Origin of the sequence: Helicobacter turcicus (assembly GCF_019711685.1) — a bacterium.
In the GTDB taxonomy this organism is placed as follows: Bacteria; Campylobacterota; Campylobacteria; order Campylobacterales; family Helicobacteraceae; genus Helicobacter_D; species Helicobacter_D turcicus.
On sequence record NZ_JAIGYQ010000005.1, the window covers coordinates 92,943 to 113,746 of the forward strand.

General features: G+C 35.9%; 21 protein-coding genes and 1 tRNA gene. 8 read left to right on the forward strand and 14 right to left on the reverse strand.

Features of this window, described 5'->3' with window-relative positions; genetic code table 11:
- Positions 1–7: 7 nt before the first annotated feature.
- The 14 genes from hslU to K4G57_RS04860 form a co-directional block, all read right to left on the reverse strand.
- Positions 8–1,330, reverse strand: a complete 1,323-nt coding sequence (hslU, locus tag K4G57_RS04795; protein WP_221532097.1) for an ATP-dependent protease ATPase subunit HslU — start codon at positions 1,328–1,330, stop codon at positions 8–10.
- Positions 1,331–1,356: 26 nt separating this feature from the next.
- Positions 1,357–1,890, reverse strand: a complete 534-nt coding sequence (hslV, locus tag K4G57_RS04800; RefSeq protein ID WP_221532013.1) for an ATP-dependent protease subunit HslV — start codon at positions 1,888–1,890, stop codon at positions 1,357–1,359.
- Positions 1,890–2,336 (reverse strand): 50S ribosomal protein L9, encoded by a 447-nt coding sequence (rplI, locus tag K4G57_RS04805; RefSeq protein WP_221532012.1) that lies wholly within the window; start codon positions 2,334–2,336, stop codon positions 1,890–1,892. Before rplI ends, hslV begins: the two co-directional genes overlap by 1 nt.
- A gap of 238 nt (positions 2,337–2,574) precedes the next feature.
- The gene (locus K4G57_RS04810; protein WP_221532011.1) at positions 2,575–3,150 is read right to left on the reverse strand and encodes a ComF family protein; all 576 of its coding nucleotides are present in this window, start codon (positions 3,148–3,150) and stop codon (positions 2,575–2,577) included.
- Positions 3,150–3,716, reverse strand: a complete 567-nt coding sequence (gene tmk / locus K4G57_RS04815) for a dTMP kinase (protein ID WP_221532010.1) — start codon at positions 3,714–3,716, stop codon at positions 3,150–3,152. Before tmk ends, K4G57_RS04810 begins: the two co-directional genes overlap by 1 nt.
- Positions 3,717–3,735: 19 nt before the next feature.
- The gene (coaD, locus tag K4G57_RS04820; protein WP_221532096.1) at positions 3,736–4,233 is read right to left on the reverse strand and encodes a pantetheine-phosphate adenylyltransferase; all 498 of its coding nucleotides are present in this window, start codon (positions 4,231–4,233) and stop codon (positions 3,736–3,738) included.
- Positions 4,233–5,237, reverse strand: a complete 1,005-nt coding sequence (gene pyrC, locus K4G57_RS04825; RefSeq protein ID WP_221532009.1) for a dihydroorotase — start codon at positions 5,235–5,237, stop codon at positions 4,233–4,235. Before pyrC ends, coaD begins: the two co-directional genes overlap by 1 nt.
- Complete coding sequence (locus tag K4G57_RS04830; RefSeq protein WP_221532008.1) at positions 5,224–6,648, reverse strand: phosphomannomutase/phosphoglucomutase; 1,425 nt, start codon at positions 6,646–6,648, stop codon at positions 5,224–5,226. The genes pyrC and K4G57_RS04830 overlap by 14 nt, the downstream gene beginning before the upstream one ends.
- Positions 6,626–7,948, reverse strand: a complete 1,323-nt coding sequence (gene mqnF / locus K4G57_RS04835) for an aminofutalosine deaminase family hydrolase (protein WP_221532007.1) — start codon at positions 7,946–7,948, stop codon at positions 6,626–6,628. The genes K4G57_RS04830 and mqnF overlap by 23 nt, the downstream gene beginning before the upstream one ends.
- The gene (locus K4G57_RS04840; RefSeq protein WP_221532006.1) at positions 7,948–8,793 is read right to left on the reverse strand and encodes a mechanosensitive ion channel family protein; all 846 of its coding nucleotides are present in this window, start codon (positions 8,791–8,793) and stop codon (positions 7,948–7,950) included. The genes mqnF and K4G57_RS04840 overlap by 1 nt, the downstream gene beginning before the upstream one ends.
- A 16-nt stretch (positions 8,794–8,809) precedes the next feature.
- Positions 8,810–10,060: an amidohydrolase family protein gene (locus K4G57_RS04845; protein ID WP_221532005.1), complete on the reverse strand. Its 1,251-nt coding sequence runs from the start codon at positions 10,058–10,060 to the stop codon at positions 8,810–8,812.
- A gap of 216 nt (positions 10,061–10,276) precedes the next feature.
- Positions 10,277–10,981, reverse strand: a complete 705-nt coding sequence (locus tag K4G57_RS04850; RefSeq protein WP_221532004.1) for an SIMPL domain-containing protein — start codon at positions 10,979–10,981, stop codon at positions 10,277–10,279.
- 126 nt (positions 10,982–11,107) lie between these two features.
- Positions 11,108–11,184: transfer RNA gene (locus K4G57_RS04855), tRNA-Arg, on the reverse strand.
- Positions 11,185–11,235: 51 nt separating this feature from the next.
- The gene (locus K4G57_RS04860; protein ID WP_221532003.1) at positions 11,236–11,532 is read right to left on the reverse strand and encodes an HU family DNA-binding protein; all 297 of its coding nucleotides are present in this window, start codon (positions 11,530–11,532) and stop codon (positions 11,236–11,238) included.
- Between the two features lie 206 nt (positions 11,533–11,738).
- On the opposite strand from K4G57_RS04860, the gene gap reads away from it, so the two are divergent.
- From gap to K4G57_RS04900, 8 genes are all read left to right on the forward strand, one after another.
- Entirely contained in the window at positions 11,739–12,734 is a 996-nt protein-coding gene (gene gap, locus K4G57_RS04865) for a type I glyceraldehyde-3-phosphate dehydrogenase (protein WP_221532002.1), read from the forward strand.
- Positions 12,734–14,002 carry a glucose-6-phosphate isomerase gene (locus tag K4G57_RS04870; RefSeq protein WP_221532001.1) on the forward strand — a complete coding sequence of 423 codons (1,269 nt, stop codon included), beginning with the start codon at positions 12,734–12,736 and terminating at the stop codon, positions 14,000–14,002. The genes gap and K4G57_RS04870 overlap by 1 nt, the downstream gene beginning before the upstream one ends.
- 87 nt (positions 14,003–14,089) lie before the next feature.
- Positions 14,090–15,091: a phosphate acetyltransferase gene (pta, locus tag K4G57_RS04875; RefSeq protein ID WP_221532000.1), complete on the forward strand. Its 1,002-nt coding sequence runs from the start codon at positions 14,090–14,092 to the stop codon at positions 15,089–15,091.
- Positions 15,092–15,101: 10 nt separating this feature from the next.
- A complete protein-coding gene (locus K4G57_RS04880) occupies positions 15,102–16,310 on the forward strand; it encodes an acetate/propionate family kinase (RefSeq protein ID WP_221531999.1) in 1,209 nt (402 codons plus the stop codon).
- Positions 16,311–16,560: 250 nt separating this feature from the next.
- Positions 16,561–17,772 (forward strand): selenium metabolism membrane protein YedE/FdhT, encoded by a 1,212-nt coding sequence (yedE, locus tag K4G57_RS04885; RefSeq protein WP_221531998.1) that lies wholly within the window; start codon positions 16,561–16,563, stop codon positions 17,770–17,772.
- Positions 17,772–17,999: a sulfurtransferase-like selenium metabolism protein YedF gene (gene yedF / locus K4G57_RS04890; RefSeq protein WP_221531997.1), complete on the forward strand. Its 228-nt coding sequence runs from the start codon at positions 17,772–17,774 to the stop codon at positions 17,997–17,999. Before yedE ends, yedF begins: the two co-directional genes overlap by 1 nt.
- Before the next feature lie 100 nt (positions 18,000–18,099).
- The gene (locus K4G57_RS04895; RefSeq protein ID WP_221531996.1) at positions 18,100–18,675 is read left to right on the forward strand and encodes a hypothetical protein; all 576 of its coding nucleotides are present in this window, start codon (positions 18,100–18,102) and stop codon (positions 18,673–18,675) included.
- Between the two features lie 176 nt (positions 18,676–18,851).
- Positions 18,852–20,777, forward strand: a complete 1,926-nt coding sequence (locus tag K4G57_RS04900) for a methyl-accepting chemotaxis protein (RefSeq protein WP_221531995.1) — start codon at positions 18,852–18,854, stop codon at positions 20,775–20,777.
- Positions 20,778–20,804 lie beyond the last annotated feature (27 nt).

Here is a 20,804-nt window from a genome sequence, read left to right on the forward strand (position 1 = left end):
TGCTTCCCTATAAAATATAGTGTGCAGTATCAGAATCCGCTACTAGAGATTCTAACTTCTCTTTCACAAGTATTTCTGTGATTTCCACTTCTTTTCCCTTGTAATTCTCCGCTTCAAAGCTAATCTCCTCAATCACTTGTTCTACAACCGTATGCAAACGTCTTGCTCCAATATCCTCTGTCTTTTCATTTGCTACTTGTGAATAATGCGCAAGCGCACGAATTGCCGTATCACTAAAGCTTAAATGCACATCTTCCACGCTAAGCAGTGCTTCATACTGACGCAAAATAGAATTTTTAGTTTGTGTTAAAATCTTATACAATGCTTCCTCGTCAAGACTATCAAGCTCCACACGTAAAGGGAATCTCCCTTGAAGTTCAGCAATTAAATCACTAGGTTTGCTCAAACTAAATGCTCCTGCTGCAATAAATAAAATATGATCGGTTTTAATACTACCATATTTGGTATTTACCACACTACCCTCAACAATAGGAAGCAAATCACGTTGCACACCCTCTTTACTAGGATCTTGACGTTGCCCACCATTACCACTTACTGCAACCTTATCAATCTCATCAATGAAAATGATTCCACTATTCTCTGCACGCTTTAACCCCTCTTGCTTAATAGCTTCCAAATCCAACAACGCTTCACTTGCTTCAACTTTTAATAATTCCTTAGCTTCCTTAATTGTAACTTCTTTCTTTGGGCTATCTTTTGGGGAAGCTATAAAAACCTTAGCAATAGTTTCTTGCACTTTTGCAAACTCTGCTGGCATATTTCCATCTTCAATTTCAAAAGTTCGCTTTGGTGCTTCTACTTCAATTTTTAAGTGATCCATTTCGCCATTTAATACCTTTTGTCGCATTTTATTTGCAGCATTTTCATACTCTTCAACCTTCTGCTCACTAGCTCCCTTTGGCAGAGGTGGAATGAGTTTTTCCACGATTTTATCTAGCACATATTTTTCAATATCTTGTGTGCTTTTATTGCGATGCTCTTCTTTAACAAGATTAATAGAAGAAACCACCAAATCACGCACCATAGATTCCACATCACGCCCCACAAAGCCTACTTCTGTATATTTGCTAGCCTCAACTTTAATAAAAGGTAATCCCATAATCTTTGCCATTCTGCGCGCAATTTCAGTTTTTCCAACACCCGTTGAACCAATCATTAAAATATTTTTTGGCATCACCTCATCTTGAATCTCTTTTGGGAGCTGTAAGCGACGATAGCGGTTACGCAAAGCAATTGCCACAACTTTTTTAGCATCCTTTTGTCCAATAATATATTCATCTAAATAACTCACAATTTCTTTTGGTGTCATTGCAAATAATTTTTCCACATTTTTTCCTAAAGTTCTAAAATTTTGATATTTTGGTTTGTATAAATACAAAGTTCGCCAGCAATTTTTAGCGACTGCTCCACAAGCTCTTTTGGTTCTAAAGCACTTCCAAAACGATCAAGTGCCCTTGCAGCTGAGAGTGCGTAGTTTCCACCACTTCCAATTGCTGCAATTTTTCTATCTTCTGGTTCTACAACATCTCCTGTCCCACTTAAGATAAAAATGCGCTCTTTATTAAGCACAATCATCATTGCTTCTAAACGCCTTAAATACTTATCTTTACGCCATTCTTTAGAAAATTCCATGACAGATTTTAGTAAATCACCCTTTTTATTCTCCAAAATCCCTTCAAACATATCAAAGAGACTAAAGGCATCTGCTGTGCTTCCTGCAAATCCACTTAGGATTTTCCCATGATAGAGTGTGCGGATTTTTGTCGCATTTCCTTTTAAAATACAATTCCCAAAAGTAACCTGTCCATCTCCACCAATCACTGCCCCTTTCTCGCTTTTGTAAGCTAAAATTGTAGTTGCATGAAACATTATTGTGCCTCAATATCTACTTTTAACACTGCGCAGATTCCATGTCCTAGCTTAATCTCCACTTCATAAATACCTGTGGATTTAATCGGATTTTTTAGCTCAATTGTCCTTTTATCTATTGCAATGCGATGTTCCTTTGCTAGAGCCTCTGCAATATCTTCTTTGGTGATTGCACCATATAAAGAACCATTTGCGCCCACTTTTTGGACAATTTTTAAAGTTACTTCTTCAATTTTTTTTGCCGCCATTTCTGTTAGAGCTTTTTCTGCTGCTGCCATTTCTTCAGCCTTTTTTTGCTCCGCCTTATAGCGATTAATCACAGCATTTGTGGCGAAATCTGCTAATCCCTTAGCAATTAAAAAATTCTTTCCATAGCCATCTTTAACTTCGCAAATATCGCCTTTTTTTCCTAAGCCTTTCACATCCTGTAGCAATAAAACTTTCATACTTTCTCCAACAATCAATAATAAAGGCGGATTTTATCCACTTTTTATTCAATTTGAGTTTAAACCAATAAAAACGACTTTAAAACAAATTGAATTAATACATATTGTATTTTTAAAAATATAAATTAATTTCCCAAAAAAGATTTCACAAACAACATCTTAAAATCACTAGCTAATCTAAAAAACATTAGAGAATTCATTTAAAATTTACTTTTAATAAAGTTAAGAGGAGCTAAATTTATTCTGTCCTAGCATCCGCTAATACAAATGCATGTAAGACTCTTGCGCCATTAGATTCCAAACATTCCTTTGCTTCAAGTAGTGTTAAGCCGCTTGTTACAATATCATCAACTAGCACGATTTGCTTATCTTTCACAGCCCGTTTTAAAACGAATTTTCTAGGATTTTTTTTTCTAAATTCCAGAGTTTTTCCTGCATAGCTTACAGAATTACTCGCATAAATTGTCCTATACATCGGCTTTAAACCCACTTCTTTTAAATGGTGTAAGAAAATTGCATTATGCGCATAGCCTTGCTTACTAATCCTATCATCAATCCCCACAGAATAAGCATTATAAGATACTTTAAGTTGTGTTTTTAGGTAATCTAGCGCAAGTTTTGCTAGTGCATTATAAATCTTGTTTCCTACCACAGCATACTTTGCATGGAGTAATTCTGCCACACTAGTGTATTCAAAAAACCCATACACCTTAAAGCCTTGCAAATCCCTACAAGTTAGTCCCAAAGCAACAAGTCCTAAGCAATCTTTACATAGAATCTTAAACGAAAATCTTCCACAAAATAGACAGCGCATTAACTTTTAATAAAATCCACAATTTTCTTGGTTATGGAATCTTGTGGCAATTTTGCATCAAGCACAAGCGATTCTATATTTAAACGTTCCATTACTTGTTTCAATCGTGCCTGAAGCTCCAAAAGATAGGCAATACCTCTTTGCTCTATCTTATCTTTACCTTTTTTGCTTAGACGAAATTCTAGTGTCTCCCTATCAAGCTCTAGAAAAATCACTTTATTAGGTAATGTATTATCCATTACAAAAGCATTATAAGATTCCAATATTTTAAAATCAAAATCCCTTGCATACGCAATTCCAGAGATTAAACTGCGGTCGCTAATAAGCAATCTGTCCAAATTTGGCGCAATTACACTTGCAAAATGTTCTGCTCTATCAGCTAAAAACAACAACATTTCTGCTTTAGGACTTTTTATCTCACTCTTTAGCAAAATCTCTCTAATGCTACTCCCTAAAGGTGTTGCTCCAGGCTCAAAGGTAAAAACTGCATCTTTAAACACTCTCTTTAATTGCGCAATTTGTGTGCTTTTTCCTGCTGTGTCAATCCCTTCTAATGTAACATACACTGCAACTCCCTATTTTGTATTAAAATCTCTTATCCAAACTCATCATATAGTCTTTCACACTCTTTGGCACAAGGTGTGCAACCTCTCCGCTGTGCGTAAGAATTGAGCGCACAACCGTAGAACTAATAAACGCATTTTGCAAAGAAGGCATTAAATATATCGTCTCTAGCTCCCTATTTAACGAAGCATTTGCATACCCCATTTGCAATTCGTATTCAAAATCACTTACCGCCCTAAGCCCTCGCACAAGAATCTTTGCACCCTGCTCTTTAGCAAATTCTGCAATAAGATTCTCAAAAGGATGCACACAAATTTTTGAAGCAATATTTTGTGATTCCATAATCGCTAGATTTACCATTCTAGCACGTTCTTCCAAACTAAAAAGGGGATTTTTACCGCTAGATTTTGCCACAGCAATGATTAATCCATCAAAAAGCTTACATGCACGTTCAATAATATCTAAATGCCCATTTGTAATAGGATCAAAGGTGCCGGGATAAATAGCAATTTTTGGCATTACGTATAACTCCAAGAAAGTTCCCTTCCTGAAAAAAGTGGCACGATTCCATCAAACTCTCGTGGAATCTGTGTGGGTTTTTTTTCAAGGTTTATAACTTTTGCACTCTTTGGTAAGCTATAAATATGTTGAGCATTATCACTTATAAAACTTTGAAGATTCTCTAATCTCTTATGTTTCTCAAACAACTCTGCAAGTCCAAGAAGCACTAAAGGCGCACTAAAGATTCCAGCCGCTCCTTTGCCATTTTCTTTATTCTCTTTCAAATGTGGTGCAGAATCACTCCCAAAAGAAAATTTAGAATGCGCACTAAGTGCGACTTGAAGCAGCGCATCACGATCTTTTGGGGTTTTAAGAATGGGTTTGCAAAAGCAATGTGGATTTAGTCCACCGCCAATAACATCGTCTAAACTTAAAGTAATGTGGTGCAAAGTAAGTGTTGCAAAAAGATTAGAATATTTCTCCACAAGTGCAATGGATCTGTGGTCGCTTAAATGCTCAAAAATTATCTTTAGACGTGGAAAGGATTCTGCAAGCTCTGTAAATACTGAATGAAACTCTGCCTCTCTCTCTAAAGAGAATCCATTGCTCTCACCATGAATGCTCAAAATTAGCCCAAGTTCTTGTATGTATTCTAAAATTTGCAAAATCTTATTATCTAAAACTTCACTAACACCGCTTTGACTGCCTGTTGTTGCTCCTTTTGGATAGAGCTTTACAAACCTAATTCCAACTTCCTTTGCCCTTTGTAAAACACTTCTATCAAGACCCTCTGTGAGATACAGCGACATTAGAGGCATAAAATTATAATCTCCACATGCATTTTGGATTCTATCTTTATAGCTAAGTGCTAGTTCTACACTATCAATTGGAGGATTTAGGTTTGGCATCACAAGCGCACCACTAAAATATTGCGCAGTATATTTTGCAACACTCTCTAAAAGTGGCGTATCACGTAGATGAAGATGCATATCATAGGGAGATTGTAGGCTAATTGTCTCCATTGCACTCCTTTATTTGCTCTAATAACTCTAGCAAGGCTTTTTGGTATGTCTTACACGCCTCTTCACTTTTAGCTTCAAAGCGCGTTACAAGTGCTGGTGTTGTATTGCTTGCACGGATTAACCCCCAGCCCTTTTCAAAAATCACGCGCACACCATCAATGGTGATAATTTCCATAATTTTTGGAAAATTTATAGGCAATGCGTTAGGATTCTCTAGCATTTTTTTTAGACGCTCAACAATAATAAACTTCGCTTCTTCTGTAGTTTCAATCTTAATTTCATCAGTAGAATAAAGCTTTGGTAATTCCTCTAGCACTTTATCAAACTCTAACCCTTCAGAATTTAGAAGCTCAAGCACACGCAATGCCGCATAAGTGGCATCATCAAATCCAAAGTAGCGGTCGTTAAAGAAAATATGCCCACTCACCTCAAACGCCATGTGTGCATTAGTTTTTTTAAGTTTTACCTTAAGATTACTATGCCCAGTTTTATACATTATTGCGGTGCCAATTTTATCAATACTCTCATACATATTTAAAGAGCACTTCACCTCACCAATAACCACCGGTTTTGGAATCTTTTGGGCAAAAATAATTGCTAACTCATCGCCTTTATAAACCTTATTGCCCTTTGGCGTATATTTCACCACCGCAAGCCTATCGCCATCGCCATCAAAGGCAAATCCGATTCCACCAATTTGTTGGACACTCTTATGCAAAAAACTAAGATTATCTTCTTCACTAGGATCGGGATGATGGTTTGGAAAATTTCCATCTGGCTCTAAAAACAGCCCCTCATAAGAAATTCCTAATTTATCCAAAATCTTAGTAATGCTAACTCCTGCAACTCCATTGCCACAATCAATGCTAATTGGAATCTTAAAATCCTTTAAGTGTGCAAATTCTTTACACATATACTCCACATACAAATCTAACACATTTAATGCCTTAACTTTAGATTTAGATGGAATCTTTTGAGCGACAAAATCAAAATCAAGCGCATAAAAATCTCTCTGAAGAGCATAAATCTCTTCCCCAAAAAAAGGCTCTTTTAAAAGCGTAATCTTAAAACCATTATATTCTGGTGGATTATGCGAACCTGTAATCATCACGCTTCCATCTAAATTTAAGTTGTCTTTAAAGTCGCAGTATAAAGCAAAATAGCCAACAGGTGTTGGAATCTCCCCTAAATTATAAGGCGTAACGCCACTAGCCAACACACCATCACAAAACCACCCAAAAATCTCATACGAATGCACACGTGCATCAAAGCCAACCCCTAAAGTCTCCCCACCGCGCTTGTGCAACTCCTGTCCTACTAGATAGCCTATACGCACGACATTTTCCCGAACTAAATCCTGTCCGTAGATTCCACGAATGTCATACTCTCTAAAAATTGCTAATTTTTCCATATTCTCCCCTTTGCTTAGAATTTTCCAATTTCTCCGCTTTAGATTCTAACCTTTTTTCTAATGCTTTTTGCAATGCCAAACCTAACACTTCCTCTCCTGCAATATACAATTTGTGCGCTTCTTTTGCATACAAAATCAAATTTTGTGCCAAAAATTCCTTGCTCTGTGGTAATTTAAACACTGCAAAATCTGAAAAATTCCCAACCTTTAACTCGCCTAATGGCAATACAGAATCCAAAAATACATTGCGTGTTACACTTAGCAGCAATTCTCTTGCTAACGTTTCTAAAGGTCTATTTGCATAAGCAAAAAGTGCAATTCTTAATTCATCAAGCAAAGAGAGTGAGTCATTAGAACTTTTGCCATCTGTGCCAAGACAGAGTAGAATCCCATCTAACGTGCTTAAATCAAGAAATTTATTATTAAGCAAACGATTAGATTTTGGACAAGTGATAATCCTTGCCTTTTGCTCCTTAATTTTTGCTAAAATCTTGTCATTTGCCTCCAAACAATGCGTAAAATACACATTTTTCAAACCACTAAATGCTTCCAAAAAACTCTCTGTGCTATAAAAAGAACACATTGTTTTTTTAAAAAATCTCTCATAAAAACCTTGAAAATAGCCACTACTTGATTCTAGCCACTCTCTCTCTGCTTTAGATTCCAAAAAATGCGCACTCACTGGTAAATTCTCTTTTTTTGCCACTTCTAAAACTTTTTCTAGTAGTTTTGGATGCACAGAATATGGCGAATGCACCGCAATTGCAGGGATAAAGTGTGTGCTTTTTTTTGCTTTAGAATCATTAAGTCGCACTAAGAAATTTTGATACAAAACATCCAATGCTTCTATGTTAGAACCAATGGCTTCATTAAAATACATCACGCGCAAAGGAGAATTTGCTAAAATCTCTAAATCTGCACCATAACTAGAAATCGCTCCTACAAAGCCCACTCCGCTTTTTAAGCATTCTAAGATTCCATCTTGCATTGCAGTTTGCAAGTCCTCCCCCATCAAATGCTCACGTTCTAATAAAACACTATCTAACCAATCTCCAAAATCCCCAAAGTGCAAAATTCCAACGTTTTTACTAAACTCTAAATGCAAATGCATATTTGCTAGAGCAGGTGTTATCGCGCAAGAAGCAAAATACTCATTTTTAGATTCTGCATATTTAGCACACAATTCTACATAATCGCCAATCTCTAAGATTCCTCGCGTATCAAAACAGATTCCACCCTTTTTAATAACACTAAACTTTTCATCACACAATACGACAAAATCTGCACCAATAATTTGCATTATTTATTCTCTGTTGCAGCAGCATTAAGTGGTGTATTTAAATTAATATCAAGCTTATTATAGGGAATCTCAATGCCCTCTGCATCAAAGCGCATTTTGACTTTCTGAAGTAAATCAAGTTTAGCACTAAGCACTTCTCCACTATGCACCCAAAAACGCGCCATAAAATCTACACTACTTGCATTTAATACATCAACCCCAATAAGAGGTTTAGGATCTTTTAATACGATTTCTTCCGCATCAAAAATCTCTTCTAAAATACGTTTTGCCTTATCTAAATCACTTGTATAAGATACGCTAAAGATTAAATCTAAGCGACGTGTTGGATTTGCATTAACATTGATAATCGGCGCAGAAACAACCATAGAATTTGGCAAAATTACAAGTTGATTGTCCAAAGTTGTAATTTTTGTTTGAAATAAATTGACTTCCTGAACTCTACCTGTAATAGAATTAAGCGTAACAACATCTCCTTTTCTGAAATGCTTTAACACGACAATTAAGATTCCACTTGCTAAATTTGACAAGGAATCTTTAAGCGATAAACCAATTGCTAAACCGGCTGTCCCTAATACTGCAATAATAGAAGTTGTTTTTACTCCAAGATTTGTAAGTGCTGTAATAACTACTAACACCAATACCCCTGCAAACACCACATTTTTTAAAAATCCGCTTAACGTTTCATCTTTTGTTGCCTTGGCAATAAGCTTTGCAACATATTTTGAAAAGGCTCTAGCAATATAATAACCAATAACAAGAATAAAGAAAGCGCTCACAATATTTGGTAAAAAATCAAAAAACCAAAAAATAAATTTATCCCAAATTAGCAAAAATTTTTCTTCCATATTTAATTCCTTATTTCTAAAATATAATCTCTTTACCGCCTACAAACACACGCTTAACCTGCCCATGAATAATGGAATCATAATAAGGAGATTCCGTATCATCTACTGCACTTGTTGCTTTTGGGTCAAAAAGAACCAAATCCGCATCATAGCCCTGCGCAATCAATCCCTTTTGTGTAAAACCTAGCACATTTGCAGGATTAAAGCTTAAGATTCTACTAAACTCACTCAGTGTCAAATGCTCTGTTTTAACCAAAAGCGTATAACAAAGCCCCATAAAATTAGCAATCATATCCACACCAAATGCTGCTTCCTCAAATGCTAAGTCTTTTTGGGTAAGAGATTTTTCAGACTGCAACGAAGTAAGCAATGCAATATCACCTTTTTTCAAGCTTTCAACTAACTGCTTACGTGTGGATTCCGACTTTAGAGGGGGCTTAATTTTAGCAGCTGTATTGTAATTCCTACAAAGATTTTCTGTAAGTAGCAAATGGTGGATAGAAGTTTGCAGATGTAATTGAACCTTTTGGTCTCTCTTCTTGCTTAACGTGTTTTTAAGTTGTTGGATAATCTCTACACTACGTTGGGAGGCAATTGCTAAAAATACTGATTTAACTCCCATAAAACGAGCCATCTCGCTCATTTGTGCAACTTCTTTTGTTTCACTTAATGTTGGAATTGCTGGCAATCCTAACAACGATGACAGCTCACCATCATTCATTGCGCCATTTGCGCTTAGTGACTCATCTTCACACGCAAAAAACATTGGCACATCAAACATTTCCGCAAACTCACACGCACGCCTTAGTAGATTACCATCCGTGTTGGATTTAGCAAAAATCCCTTTTGCGCCCTTTTTATAAAGCAAAGCAAGCTCATTTAGCTTTTTAGATTCCACATTAACAGCTTCAGCAATTCCTATAATCTCTGCTCTTAACTCTTCTTTAATGGCATTTAAAAGTTCTAAGCCAAGCTCACTGCTTAGAGTTGGTTTGCAATCTGGAAGTAAAAGTGCTTGTGTAATTCCACCCATAGCAGCCTTATGTGAGAGTTTTAGCAAATTCTCCTTGCTTAAGATTCCATCGCTAACGCGCGTATTTAAATCAATTGCGCCAGGCAATAAAACGAGATTTTCCGCATCTAAAATCTCTTCATTATCTTGTGGCAAAATACTTCTACCAACTTGTGTAATCTTGCCCTCTTTAATACGTACATCGCCTCTTTGCTCTCCATTTGCATCACAAACCATTGCTCCTTTAATTATCATACACGCCCTTACTAAAAAATTTGGCAATTATTGCAAATTTCAAGCTAAAATTTAATAAATTTAAGATTTTTATCCCCTAGTTTCTAAAAAATAAAACTACTTCAGCAACTCTTCCAAAATCTCCATATAAAACAAATATATCGGATTCTATCCACTCTAAGAAAACAAGTTTTATATCAAGGTTAGTATTTATGCCTACTTTTTAGATTCTAACTCTTAATCCTCCAAATAATATTCCACCGTGGAGACAACACGTACATTTTTAATATAAGGTGTATTTTTATCGCGATTAGAGATACTAAACTGCCCTTGTGTTGCCTTTTTTATCTTACCAAGCTGACTCTCTGAATCTTTAGCGAATTTCATTGCTGCTTCCCTTGCATTAAGCGTTGCTTCTTCAATCATTTGCGGCTTAATAACATTTAGTTCTGTATAAACATACTCCACATCATAATCATCAATCTTAATGACAAGACCATCCATTCCAAGCTTCGCAATTTCTTCTAGTGCCTTTCTGCCAAGCACAACATCTTTTGTATAAAGTAAAACACTTCCCACTCCAGCATAACGATAAGTTACATTCTGACCACTGCCATACAAATCCCCAAGCTTATCATTAACAATAGGCGGTGTAAAAGTAATATCCTTTTTGTTTAAACCAATTTGTTCTAAAAATGCAAAAACTCTTTGCGCATCGTTTTCTAAATCCTTATACAATACATTCAAATCATTACTAGCGCGCGTAAATTTAATCGGCAATATCATCACATCTGCTTGCACTTCCTTTTCGCTTAAACCTTTCACAATAACGCTACGCTCCCCAGCCTTAAAACCTTTCATTACCTTATCTGCGCTAAAACCTAACACAATACTACTCACAATCAAAGCCACACTTAAAAGCAATGCACTGATTTTATCCATCATTTGTCCTTTTCATAAATTAAAAGATTTTGGATTCTATATTTTTATATTTTATCCAAATTTTCCGTGTATTCTACCTAGAAAAACCTAACTTAAACTTGAGTTTCTAAAGCTTTAAATTCAAAGTGGTATCCCCGACGCGATTTGAACGCATGACCTCACGATTAGGAATCGTGTGCTCTATCCAACTGAGCTACGAGGACAATAACAAGAGTTACATATGATAGCGCCTCAAAAGAGGCAAAAAGAGAGGATTATTTTTTGCCTTTTTTAGCAACAGCAACCGCGTCCTTAAGACCTTTTCCAGCTTTAAACTTTGGAACAAATTTGTCTTGAGTTTTGTATTTTTTAGTTGTTCCAGGAACTGTTCCTTCTTTACCTTTTTGAAGAACTGCTTCAAATTTACCAAAACCTACAAGCTCAATGCTCTCTTTTTTGGCAAGTGCTTTTTCAACAGCCAATGTAAAAGCACTAATTGCCTTCTCGGCTTCTTTTTTTGTTTCAAATTCTCCGACTTGCTTTACTAAGTCAACAAACTCTGATTTATTCATTTTGAACCTCCAATTTGGATTTAGTTTAAAAACGCGCTATTTTAGCATACTATTTGGGATTTTCAAGACTTTTAGACGAAAAAATCCCTAAATTTATTGTATTTTTATTTTTTTTACAAATATTTCAACTAGAACCTTATAATAGACTTATTAAGGAATTTTCAATATAATATTCACACTTAAATATTAGCAATCAAGGAGAAAAGATGGCATTAAAAGTTGCCGTGAATGGAACAGGACGTATTGGTTTGTGCGTGAGTAAAATCTTGGGAGAACGCACAGATTTAGAACTTGTAGCAATTAACACAACAATGCCTATTGATACGCTTGTGCATCTATTACGTTATGATTCCGTGCAAAAAAACAGCGACATTGAAAAACTAAGTGAGACCACAATTCGAATCGGAAAACAAGATAATATTCAAATTATTAGCACACGCAACATTGAAGAAACAAATTTTGGCAACCACGGCGCAGAACTCGTTATTGAATGCACTGGTGCTTTTAACGACATTAACAAAGCAAATGCGCACCTCTATGGTGGAATTAAGCGCGTCGTAATCTCTGCCCCTGCAACAGATACGCCAACTTTTGTTTATGGCGTCAATCACAATGCTTACAAGGGTGAGGCAGTAATTTCTAATGCAAGTTGCACCACAAACGCCCTAGCACCTATCACAAAAATCTTGCATGATAATTTTGTTATCCAAAGTGGCTTAATGACAACCATTCATAGCTACACAAATGACCAAAATTTACTAGATTCCAAGCACAAAGACCTACGTCGCGCAAGAGCAGCAGCGTTAAATATGATTCCAACCTCAACAGGTGCCGCAAAAGCCATTGGACTTGTAATGCCAGAACTCAAAGGCAAACTCAACGGCTTTTCAATTCGCGTCCCAACACCTGATGTGAGTATGGTTGATTTAACCTGTATTACACAAAAAGAAATCAGTAAGGATTCCATTAATGCGGCTTTTGAAGAAGCTTCCAAAACAACTTTTAAAGATTTAATTTTAATAGATAACGAAAAACGTGTTTCAGGAGATTTTATCGGTAGCACTTATAGCAGTATTTTTGTACCAGACTGCACCGTAGTTGTCAATGGCAATCAATGTAAAGTTGTCGCGTGGTATGATAATGAATGGGGTTATTCCACGCGCCTAGTAGATATGGCAAACTATGTAGGGCGAAGCATTTAATGTTTTATTTATCAAATACTTTTCAAGAATTTTCACAAGATTATTCTAATCTTTTTGAGAAAGATAACTTAGATTTATTTTTTCAAAAAGTATTAGTAGAACGCAATAGTCAATTAAGCGGTTATTACGACCTGCCCTTTAAAGATAATCAAGAGATTTTTGACTATTTAGAACACAATGCAAAATTTTTAGATTCCATTACTAATATCATCGTTGTTGGAATCGGGGGAAGCTCACTTGGTGCAAAAGCTATTGATGCCTTACTCTCACATCAAAATAATCGCAAAAAAATCAAACTGCACTTTTTAGAACATACCGATCCTATTATAATACAAAAAGACCTACGCCGTGTGAAATACGAAGATACACTTTTTATTGTGATTTCAAAATCTGGACTTACCATTGAAACTACATCACTATTTAAATACATTCTAGCACGCTTTTGCTTACTAAAGAGTGATAGGAAGCACCATTTAGTAGCCATTACCGATTCTAACTCTCCTTTACACAAATGGTGTCAAAAAGAACAAATTCAAAACATCACAATCTCTCCAAACATAGGCGGAAGATTCTCTGTTCTTAGTGCTGTTGGCTTACTACCTCTAGCAATTTTAGGCTATGATATTCAAGGCATCTTACAAGGTGCAAAGCAAATTAGTAATAACTTTTTTATAAAGCGTGAGGACGATATTCTAAAAAAAGCACTTTTTCTGGCTAAAAACGAAACGAAATACCCTATTAATGTGCTATTTTCCTACAGCACCGTGTTTCGCCATTTTAATGCTTGGTATGTGCAACTTTGGGGGGAATCTTTGGGCAAACTTGATACTTATCAACAAAAGCGCGGATTAACGCCTATTGCACTTATTGGAAGCATTGACCAACATTCTTTCTTGCAGTTAATTATGCAAGGACCGGCAAATAAGACTGTGACTTTTTTAAACGTAGAAAACCTTTCTCAAAAGCCCCTATATATCCCAGATATTAGTCTTGATGGCTTAGAAATGACTGATTTTGTAAATCAAACTTCTTTTAACCAACTTCTCAAATTACAATGCACTTCAACAAAAGAAAGCATTATGCTACAAAATGTGCCAGTGGATTCCATTATACTTGACACTCTTAATGAGCAAAGTGTCGGTGCACTCATATTTTATTATGAATTACTCACTTCTTGCGTGGGGATTTTGTTACAAATTGATACATATAACCAACCCGGTGTTGAGTTTGGAAAAAAGATACTAAGAGAAAAATTTACACACTCTTAAACTTTTTTACATTTTTTTTACCATTTTATACGCTACTTGCTACAAAAAATCTTACAATTAATACAAATCTAAATACAAAGGTTAGCTATGGATTTCATTCAAAACATTAAAGACAAAGCAAGGGCGAATCCAAAAACTATTGTTCTTCCAGAAACAGAGGATTTACGCACATTAGAGGCAGCGCACACTGTGCTAAAAGAAAAAATTGCTAAGATTATTTTAATCGGCGATGAAAAAGATATAAAACAGCGTGCAACAAAAAAAAACCTTAACTTGCAAGAGGCACTTTTTATTAACCCAAGAAGTTGCGATGCTTTGGATTCCTATGTAGAATTATTTGTAAAACTCCGCGGACACAAAGGATTAAGCGAGTCTTCAGCGCGTGCACTTTTATTAGAGAATCCACTCTACTTTGGCGTAGCTTTAGTAAAATCCAAAGTCGCCGATGGAATGGTGGCAGGAGCGATAAACTCTACTGCTGACGTTTTACGCGCATCTTTGCAGATTCTAGGAACTAGACCGGATTCCAAACTCGTATCCGCATTTTTCTTAATGGTTGTTCCAAATTGTAACTATGGAGAAAATGGAATCTTTATTTTTGCTGATAGTGGTTTGGTTCAAAATCCAAATCCCCAAGAACTAGCTTCTATTGCGATTGATTCTGCAAAGAGTTTTGAATCTCTTGTTGGCAAAGAAGCTGTTGTTGCAATGCTTTCACACTCTACTAAAGGGAGCGCAAAACATCCCGATGTGGATAAAGTAATTGAAGCCACACAAATTGCTAAAGCACAAGCCCCAAATATTGCCCTTGATGGAGAGTTCCAACTTGATGCGGCAATTGTGCCAAGTGTTGGTAAATCTAAAGCCCCAAATAGTGCAATTGCGGGGCGAGCAAATGTGCTTGTATTTCCAGATTTAGATGCAGGAAATATTGGTTATAAACTCGTTCAAAGACTAGCAAATGCAGAAGCTTATGGACCAATCACACAAGGTATTGCTGGTGCAGTAAATGACTTGTCACGAGGTTGTAGCAGTGATGACATTGTAGGCGTAGTTGCTATCACCGCATTGCAAGCACATCAAAACTAAAGGAGAAAAAATGGATGTTTTAGTTATTAATTGTGGAAGCTCTTCACTTAAATACCAACTTATTAATACAGACACAGAAGAAGTCTTAGCTTCAGGGCTATGTGATAGAATCGGCATCTCCGGTGGGCAATTTAGCTACAAACCAAAAGGTGGAGAAAAAACCACTCAAGATGTGGATATGCCAGACCACGAAGTAGCAGTAAAACTCGTGCTAAACGCACTTGTTAATCAAAAAGATGGAATCTTAAAATCTTTAGATGAAATCAAGGCGACAGGGCATAGAATCGTGCATGGCGGAGAACATTTTACACATTCAGCATTAGTCAATGATGAAGTTATTAAACATATTGAAGAATGTGCAGACTTAGCACCACTGCATAACCCAGCGCATTTGCTTGGAATTCGTGCTTGTCAGCACTTAATGCCTAATAAACCTATGGTTGCAGTCTTTGACACTGCATTCCACCAAACAATGCCACCACGTGCATATATCTACGGAATTCCCAATGAATATTACGAAAAATATAAAATTCGTCGTTATGGGTTCCATGGCACAAGCCATAGTTATGTTTCCAAGCGCACTGCAGAATTTTTAGGGATTCCACTTGAAAACTCTAAAATCATCACTTGCCATTTAGGTAATGGCTCTAGTATTTGTGCGATTGAAAATGGAAAAAGTGTAGATACAAGTATGGGTTTAACGCCACTTGAAGGACTTGTAATGGGGACTAGAAGTGGAGATTTAGATCCTGCCATTATTGATTACATTGCACAAAAAGAAAATCTAAGCACTAAAGAAGTATTAAATATTCTTAATAAAAAATCAGGTGTTCTTGGAATCTCTGGATTATCAAGTGATTTTAGAGATTTATTAGCAGCTGATGAGCAAGGCGACTTAAAAGCGCGTTTTGCTAGAGAAGTTTTTGCCTATCGCGTAGCAAAATACATAGGTGCTTACACAGCAGCTCTAACAGGAGTAGATGCGATTGCATTTTGTGCAGGTGTCGGAGAAAATGCGAAATTCATTCGTGGAAAAATTGTTTCACATTTACAATTCTTAGGAATCACTCTAGATGAACAAGCAAATCTAGATACAGTTGGCAAAGAAGGTATTATCTCTACAAAAGATTCCAAAGTCAAAGTCTGCGTAATTCCAACCAACGAAGAACTAATGATTGCACGCGACACAAGAACCTTAGTTTTAGGTAAGCATCTATAATTTAAAACCTTGAAGTTTAAACTTCAAGGTTTTAAAATCTTTTTACTATCCAAAAACTTTTAAAATCCTCATCATATAGCACTTGACTTTCTATGACTTAACTTAAAATTAAGCTATTTTTAAATGCAACAGCATTAGAATTCCACACTCTAATTAGCCTTAGGTTAAGGCGCACTTGCAAAATTCTCTTCTTAGTTTTTCTCAAATTCTTGCAGTGATTTTTCAATATTTAAATTTAAAGGTATTTGTTATGTTATCTTCATGGAAACAAAAATTTCTTGTGAATTTTTGGGATACAGGACGTGCAATGATGATGCTTGGCGTATTATCCGCAGTGTATTTTGGAGTTTTTGGTGGTGTTTGGGCTGTAACCGGAGAGATGACGCGCTGGGGAGGAGAGTTTTTGGAACTTTTTGGCGCAGATTTAAGCGGATATTCTTATTACCAAAAGCAGAACTTAAATGGAACGCCACTCACACGCACAGATGGCGTTATGCTAATTGGTATGTTTTTAGGCTCTCTTGTGGCAGCATTTTGGGCAAATAAAGTAAAATTTCGTTTGCCTGCAAGCAATATCCGTATTTTTCAAGCAATTGTTGGTGGGATTCTATCAGGATTTGGCGCAAGACTAGCCTTTGGTTGTAATTTAGCAAATTTCTTTACAGGGCTTCCATATTTTTCCTTACACACTTGGGTTTTTGCTATTTTTATGGTGCTTGGAATCTTTATTGGTGTCAAAGTATGCAATATGCCCTTTTTCAAGCCAAAAGCACAAATGTTAAAAGCCTGCAGCCCAAATGGTTTAGGAATCGTCATAGATAAAGGACGAAAAAGTCGCCATTTCCTTTATGGCAGCATTATTTTTATTCTCTCTTTAGTATGGTTAGTTAGTCTAATTTTAGATTCCCCAACACTTGATGTCAAAACAAAATCCACCCTTCTAAGTCTTGCTTTAATCTTTGGTTTTGCATTTGGTTTTATTATTTCAAGAGGGCAAGTTTGCTTCACTTCATGTTTTAGGGATTTGTTTTTATTTGGACGTGATATTGCTACAAAAGGAGCAATTTATGGAATGCTCATTGCAACACTTATTGCATTTGCATTCATTTTGCAAGGACATGGAATAAAGATGATAGAAATTAGTCTTGGCGTGGTGCTTGGAGCATTTTTATTTGGTTTTGGAATCGTATTTGCAGGTGGTTGTGAATGTGGTTGGACTTATAGGGCAGCTGAAGGACAAATCCATTTTGTCATTGTTGGAATCGCAAATTTTGCCGGAACAGCAATTTTAGCCCTTAGCTACGATTTATTCCCAGATTCTATAAAATCTGGAGTCAAAATCAACTTACTAGACACCTTTGGGCAGCTTGGCGGCTTAGGCGTAAATGCCCTATTGTTTGGAATCGCACTTTTATTTGTGCTATATTTTAAACGCTACTTCTTTGCAAAAAAAGGATTTTAATGGAAATCACTTACACGCTAAATTTACAAGGCGAGGCTTGCCCTTATCCAGCAATTGCAACTATGGATGTTCTTCCAAAACTCCAAAGTGGCGAAGTTTTGGAAGTTCTTTGTGATTGCCCACAAAGTATTAATTCTATCCCACATGATGCAAAAAATCGTGGATTTGAAGTGCTTTGTGTTGAACAAGATGGACCAACAATTCGCTTTGTCATTAAAAAACCTTAAAATTTAGCGAGTTTAACTCGCTAAATTTTTCACCTAATTTGCTTTACTTTATTGCATTTCTTAGCTATAATTTTTAACATTTCAATTTTAAAGGAAAACAATGAAAAAGCTACTAGTTACAGCATTCGGCTCTCTAATTTTATCAAGTGCTCTTTTTGCAACAGGTCTAGATGAAAAAAGTATTCAAATTGGCTTTGAAGGATATAAAACTCCTACAATGGCAGGAACAAAAGGTATATTTAGCACAGCGAAATTTAATTTCAAAAAAGACGATTCCACGCTTGCTAAGCAACTTATTGGCGCAAGCGTGATCCTCTCTCCAAAAAATATTGACATGGGTGGTGAAGAAAATCAAGTTATCACAGACAATGTTGTTAATGCGTTTTTTGGGACATTGAACAACAAAAACGATATTAAAGTGGAAATTGTTAACGTCATTGAGGGTGAATACAAAGGCGCAATCAGTGCGAAAGTTACCATTAACCGCCAAAGCACAATCGTGCCACTAAACTATGAAATCTTAGGCAATAAAGACTTCCAAGCTCAAGGAAGATTAGACCTCTCTGCATTCTCCAATACACCAAAAGCTTTAAAAGCTCTTAGTGATGTCGCAGCTGGACACTTAGGCATTAGCTGGAATATTGTAGATATTACCGTTAAAGGTAAGCTTAAATAATTTAGATTCCTTTATGGAATCTAAATCTAGCGTATATGCAATAAAATTCTGTGTTACCCTCTAAGAAGTTTTAGATTTTAAATATTAACCCTTAAATCCGTAACTGCAAGATTTGTATTAATCTTTTTAATTTATATGCTACAATCGGGGGACTTACTCTTTAATGAGGAAAAATGATGACCTTAAAAACAAAAGTAACTTTGGTGGTAAGTTTAGTAAGCATTGTTGGATTTACGATTTTTGGAGTTTGGCAATACTTAAATGTCAAAGAAGTCCAACTTGAAATAAGCTATAGAGACTATCAAGGCAAAATAGATTCCGCATTGTTAGTTTTAGACTCCTATTTGCTAGAAAAACAACAAATTATTAATGGTTTAAGTAAGCAAATCACTAAGCATCTGCATGATGAAGAGAGAATCACAAATGAATTAGAATTAAGCGAAATTGTGGGTGGATTTAACCTAATGTATTTTGGAGTGGAATCCACAGGAAGAATGCTAAGAAGTAATCGCAACAATGTCTATCCAAGCTCTGGCTATGACCCTAGAAAACGAAGCTGGTTCTCCATAACAAAGGAAAAACAACAAAACATTATCCTAAGCGATGCATGGATGCAAGCTAGTAAGAAGATTCCTGTTTTTGGCTTTAGTGCGCCAATTTTTATGGATAATACATTTTATGGTGTTGTCAGTGGCGATATTGCCCTAAAACCACTTAATGCTTACATTAAAAAGCTTTTTGAAAAAGAAACTGCCATTGCATACGCAGTTGATAGTCAGCAAAATATTGTTGTATCCCCCAATGAAAATGAGATTTTCACACAGAATGAAATCTCTAAATTTCTCATAGCACAAAAAGATTCCAACCGATTCTTTACACTAGGAGATAAGCTAGGTGTTTGCAAAATCAACACACAAACTAACTGGAAATTCTGTCTTCTAGAAGATAAAAATATCCTTTATCAACCCATTAATGCTATGATTTCTTCTTTGATTATTAAAATGCTAATTTTTGCTGTATTTTTAATCGTCATAATTAATATTGCAATGTCAAAGCTTCTAAGCGGTGTAAATCCTATTAAAAATTCCATTTTAGAATTTTTTGATTATTTAAATGGCAAAACACAGACCATAAATCCTTGTAAGATTAAAACAAACGACGAGCTAGGAACACTTGCAAAAGCACTCAATGAAAATATTTTAATCACTAAGAAAAATTTGGAATTTGAACGCGCCTGTGTGGAAAGCTCAATTGTAGTTTTAGAGAATATGCAGAATGGAAATTTCTCAAGCATCAACGAAAAGGAAACCAATAATGCACAACTTAACATGCTAAAAAATCATACAAACTCCACAATATTAGCTGTTAAAGAATCCCTAGAGACTATCACAAAAATCCTAGAAGTCTTTCAAGGAAATGATTTCACATATAAAGCAAATCTAGAAAATAAGCAAGGTGCGTTTTACCAAACATTAAGCGGAATTAACAATTTAGGCTCTTATATCCAAGAAATGCTACAAGAACAAAGCTCCACCGCAGACAAACTCAACACTTCTTATAAATCCCTACAAAATATTGTCGCGCAAGTTAAAGAAAGCTCACAATCGCAATCTCTATCTGCGCAACAATCTGCACAAGCAATCTCTGCAATGACAGATTCTATTCAAAATACCGCTTCACGCTCTGAAGAAATTACACAACAAGCTAATAATATTCGTGGAGTTGTAGGGACGATTAAAGATATTGCAGACCAAACAAATCTTTTAGCACTCAATGCCGCTATTGAAGCAGCAAGAGCTGGAGAACATGGAAGAGGCTTTGCAGTGGTTGCAGACGAAGTAAGAAAACTCGCAGAAAGCACACAAAAAAGCTTAGGAGAAATTGAAGCTAACATTAATCTTCTTGCGCAGTCTATGAATGAAATTTCTTCAGCAATCCAAGAGCAAACAGGTGGAATCACTCAAATTAATGAGTCTATCCAATTGCTAGAAGATAAAATTCAAGAAAGCAAACATGTTATTGACTCTTGTGAGCAAGTTTCGCTAGAAGTTGGAAGCTTTGCAGACAACATTAAAGCACATTTGCAAAGCAAAAAATTTTAGTTACCAACTTACCAATTAGTCAAACTA

Coding starts and splice junctions, on each gene's coding strand:
- pyrC (WP_221532009.1), bottom strand. CDS start 5,237: ATGGAGACAATTAGCCTACAATCTCCCTATGATATGCATCTTCATCTA.
- pta (WP_221532000.1), top strand. CDS start 14,090: ATGGATTTCATTCAAAACATTAAAGACAAAGCAAGGGCGAATCCAAAA.
- K4G57_RS04830 (WP_221532008.1), bottom strand. CDS start 6,648: ATGGAAAAATTAGCAATTTTTAGAGAGTATGACATTCGTGGAATCTAC.
- gap (WP_221532002.1), top strand. CDS start 11,739: ATGGCATTAAAAGTTGCCGTGAATGGAACAGGACGTATTGGTTTGTGC.
- mqnF (WP_221532007.1), bottom strand. CDS start 7,948: ATGCAAATTATTGGTGCAGATTTTGTCGTATTGTGTGATGAAAAGTTT.
- K4G57_RS04840 (WP_221532006.1), bottom strand. CDS start 8,793: ATGGAAGAAAAATTTTTGCTAATTTGGGATAAATTTATTTTTTGGTTT.
- K4G57_RS04900 (WP_221531995.1), top strand. CDS start 18,852: ATGACCTTAAAAACAAAAGTAACTTTGGTGGTAAGTTTAGTAAGCATT.
- rplI (WP_221532012.1), bottom strand. CDS start 2,336: ATGAAAGTTTTATTGCTACAGGATGTGAAAGGCTTAGGAAAAAAAGGC.
- K4G57_RS04860 (WP_221532003.1), bottom strand. CDS start 11,532: ATGAATAAATCAGAGTTTGTTGACTTAGTAAAGCAAGTCGGAGAATTT.
- coaD (WP_221532096.1), bottom strand. CDS start 4,233: ATGCCAAAAATTGCTATTTATCCCGGCACCTTTGATCCTATTACAAAT.
- K4G57_RS04845 (WP_221532005.1), bottom strand. CDS start 10,060: ATGATAATTAAAGGAGCAATGGTTTGTGATGCAAATGGAGAGCAAAGA.
- hslV (WP_221532013.1), bottom strand. CDS start 1,890: ATGTTTCATGCAACTACAATTTTAGCTTACAAAAGCGAGAAAGGGGCA.
- yedE (WP_221531998.1), top strand. CDS start 16,561: ATGTTATCTTCATGGAAACAAAAATTTCTTGTGAATTTTTGGGATACA.
- yedF (WP_221531997.1), top strand. CDS start 17,772: ATGGAAATCACTTACACGCTAAATTTACAAGGCGAGGCTTGCCCTTAT.
- K4G57_RS04870 (WP_221532001.1), top strand. CDS start 12,734: ATGTTTTATTTATCAAATACTTTTCAAGAATTTTCACAAGATTATTCT.
- hslU (WP_221532097.1), bottom strand. CDS start 1,330: ATGACACCAAAAGAAATTGTGAGTTATTTAGATGAATATATTATTGGA.
- K4G57_RS04810 (WP_221532011.1), bottom strand. CDS start 3,150: ATGCGCTGTCTATTTTGTGGAAGATTTTCGTTTAAGATTCTATGTAAA.
- K4G57_RS04850 (WP_221532004.1), bottom strand. CDS start 10,981: ATGGATAAAATCAGTGCATTGCTTTTAAGTGTGGCTTTGATTGTGAGT.
- K4G57_RS04895 (WP_221531996.1), top strand. CDS start 18,100: ATGAAAAAGCTACTAGTTACAGCATTCGGCTCTCTAATTTTATCAAGT.
- K4G57_RS04880 (WP_221531999.1), top strand. CDS start 15,102: ATGGATGTTTTAGTTATTAATTGTGGAAGCTCTTCACTTAAATACCAA.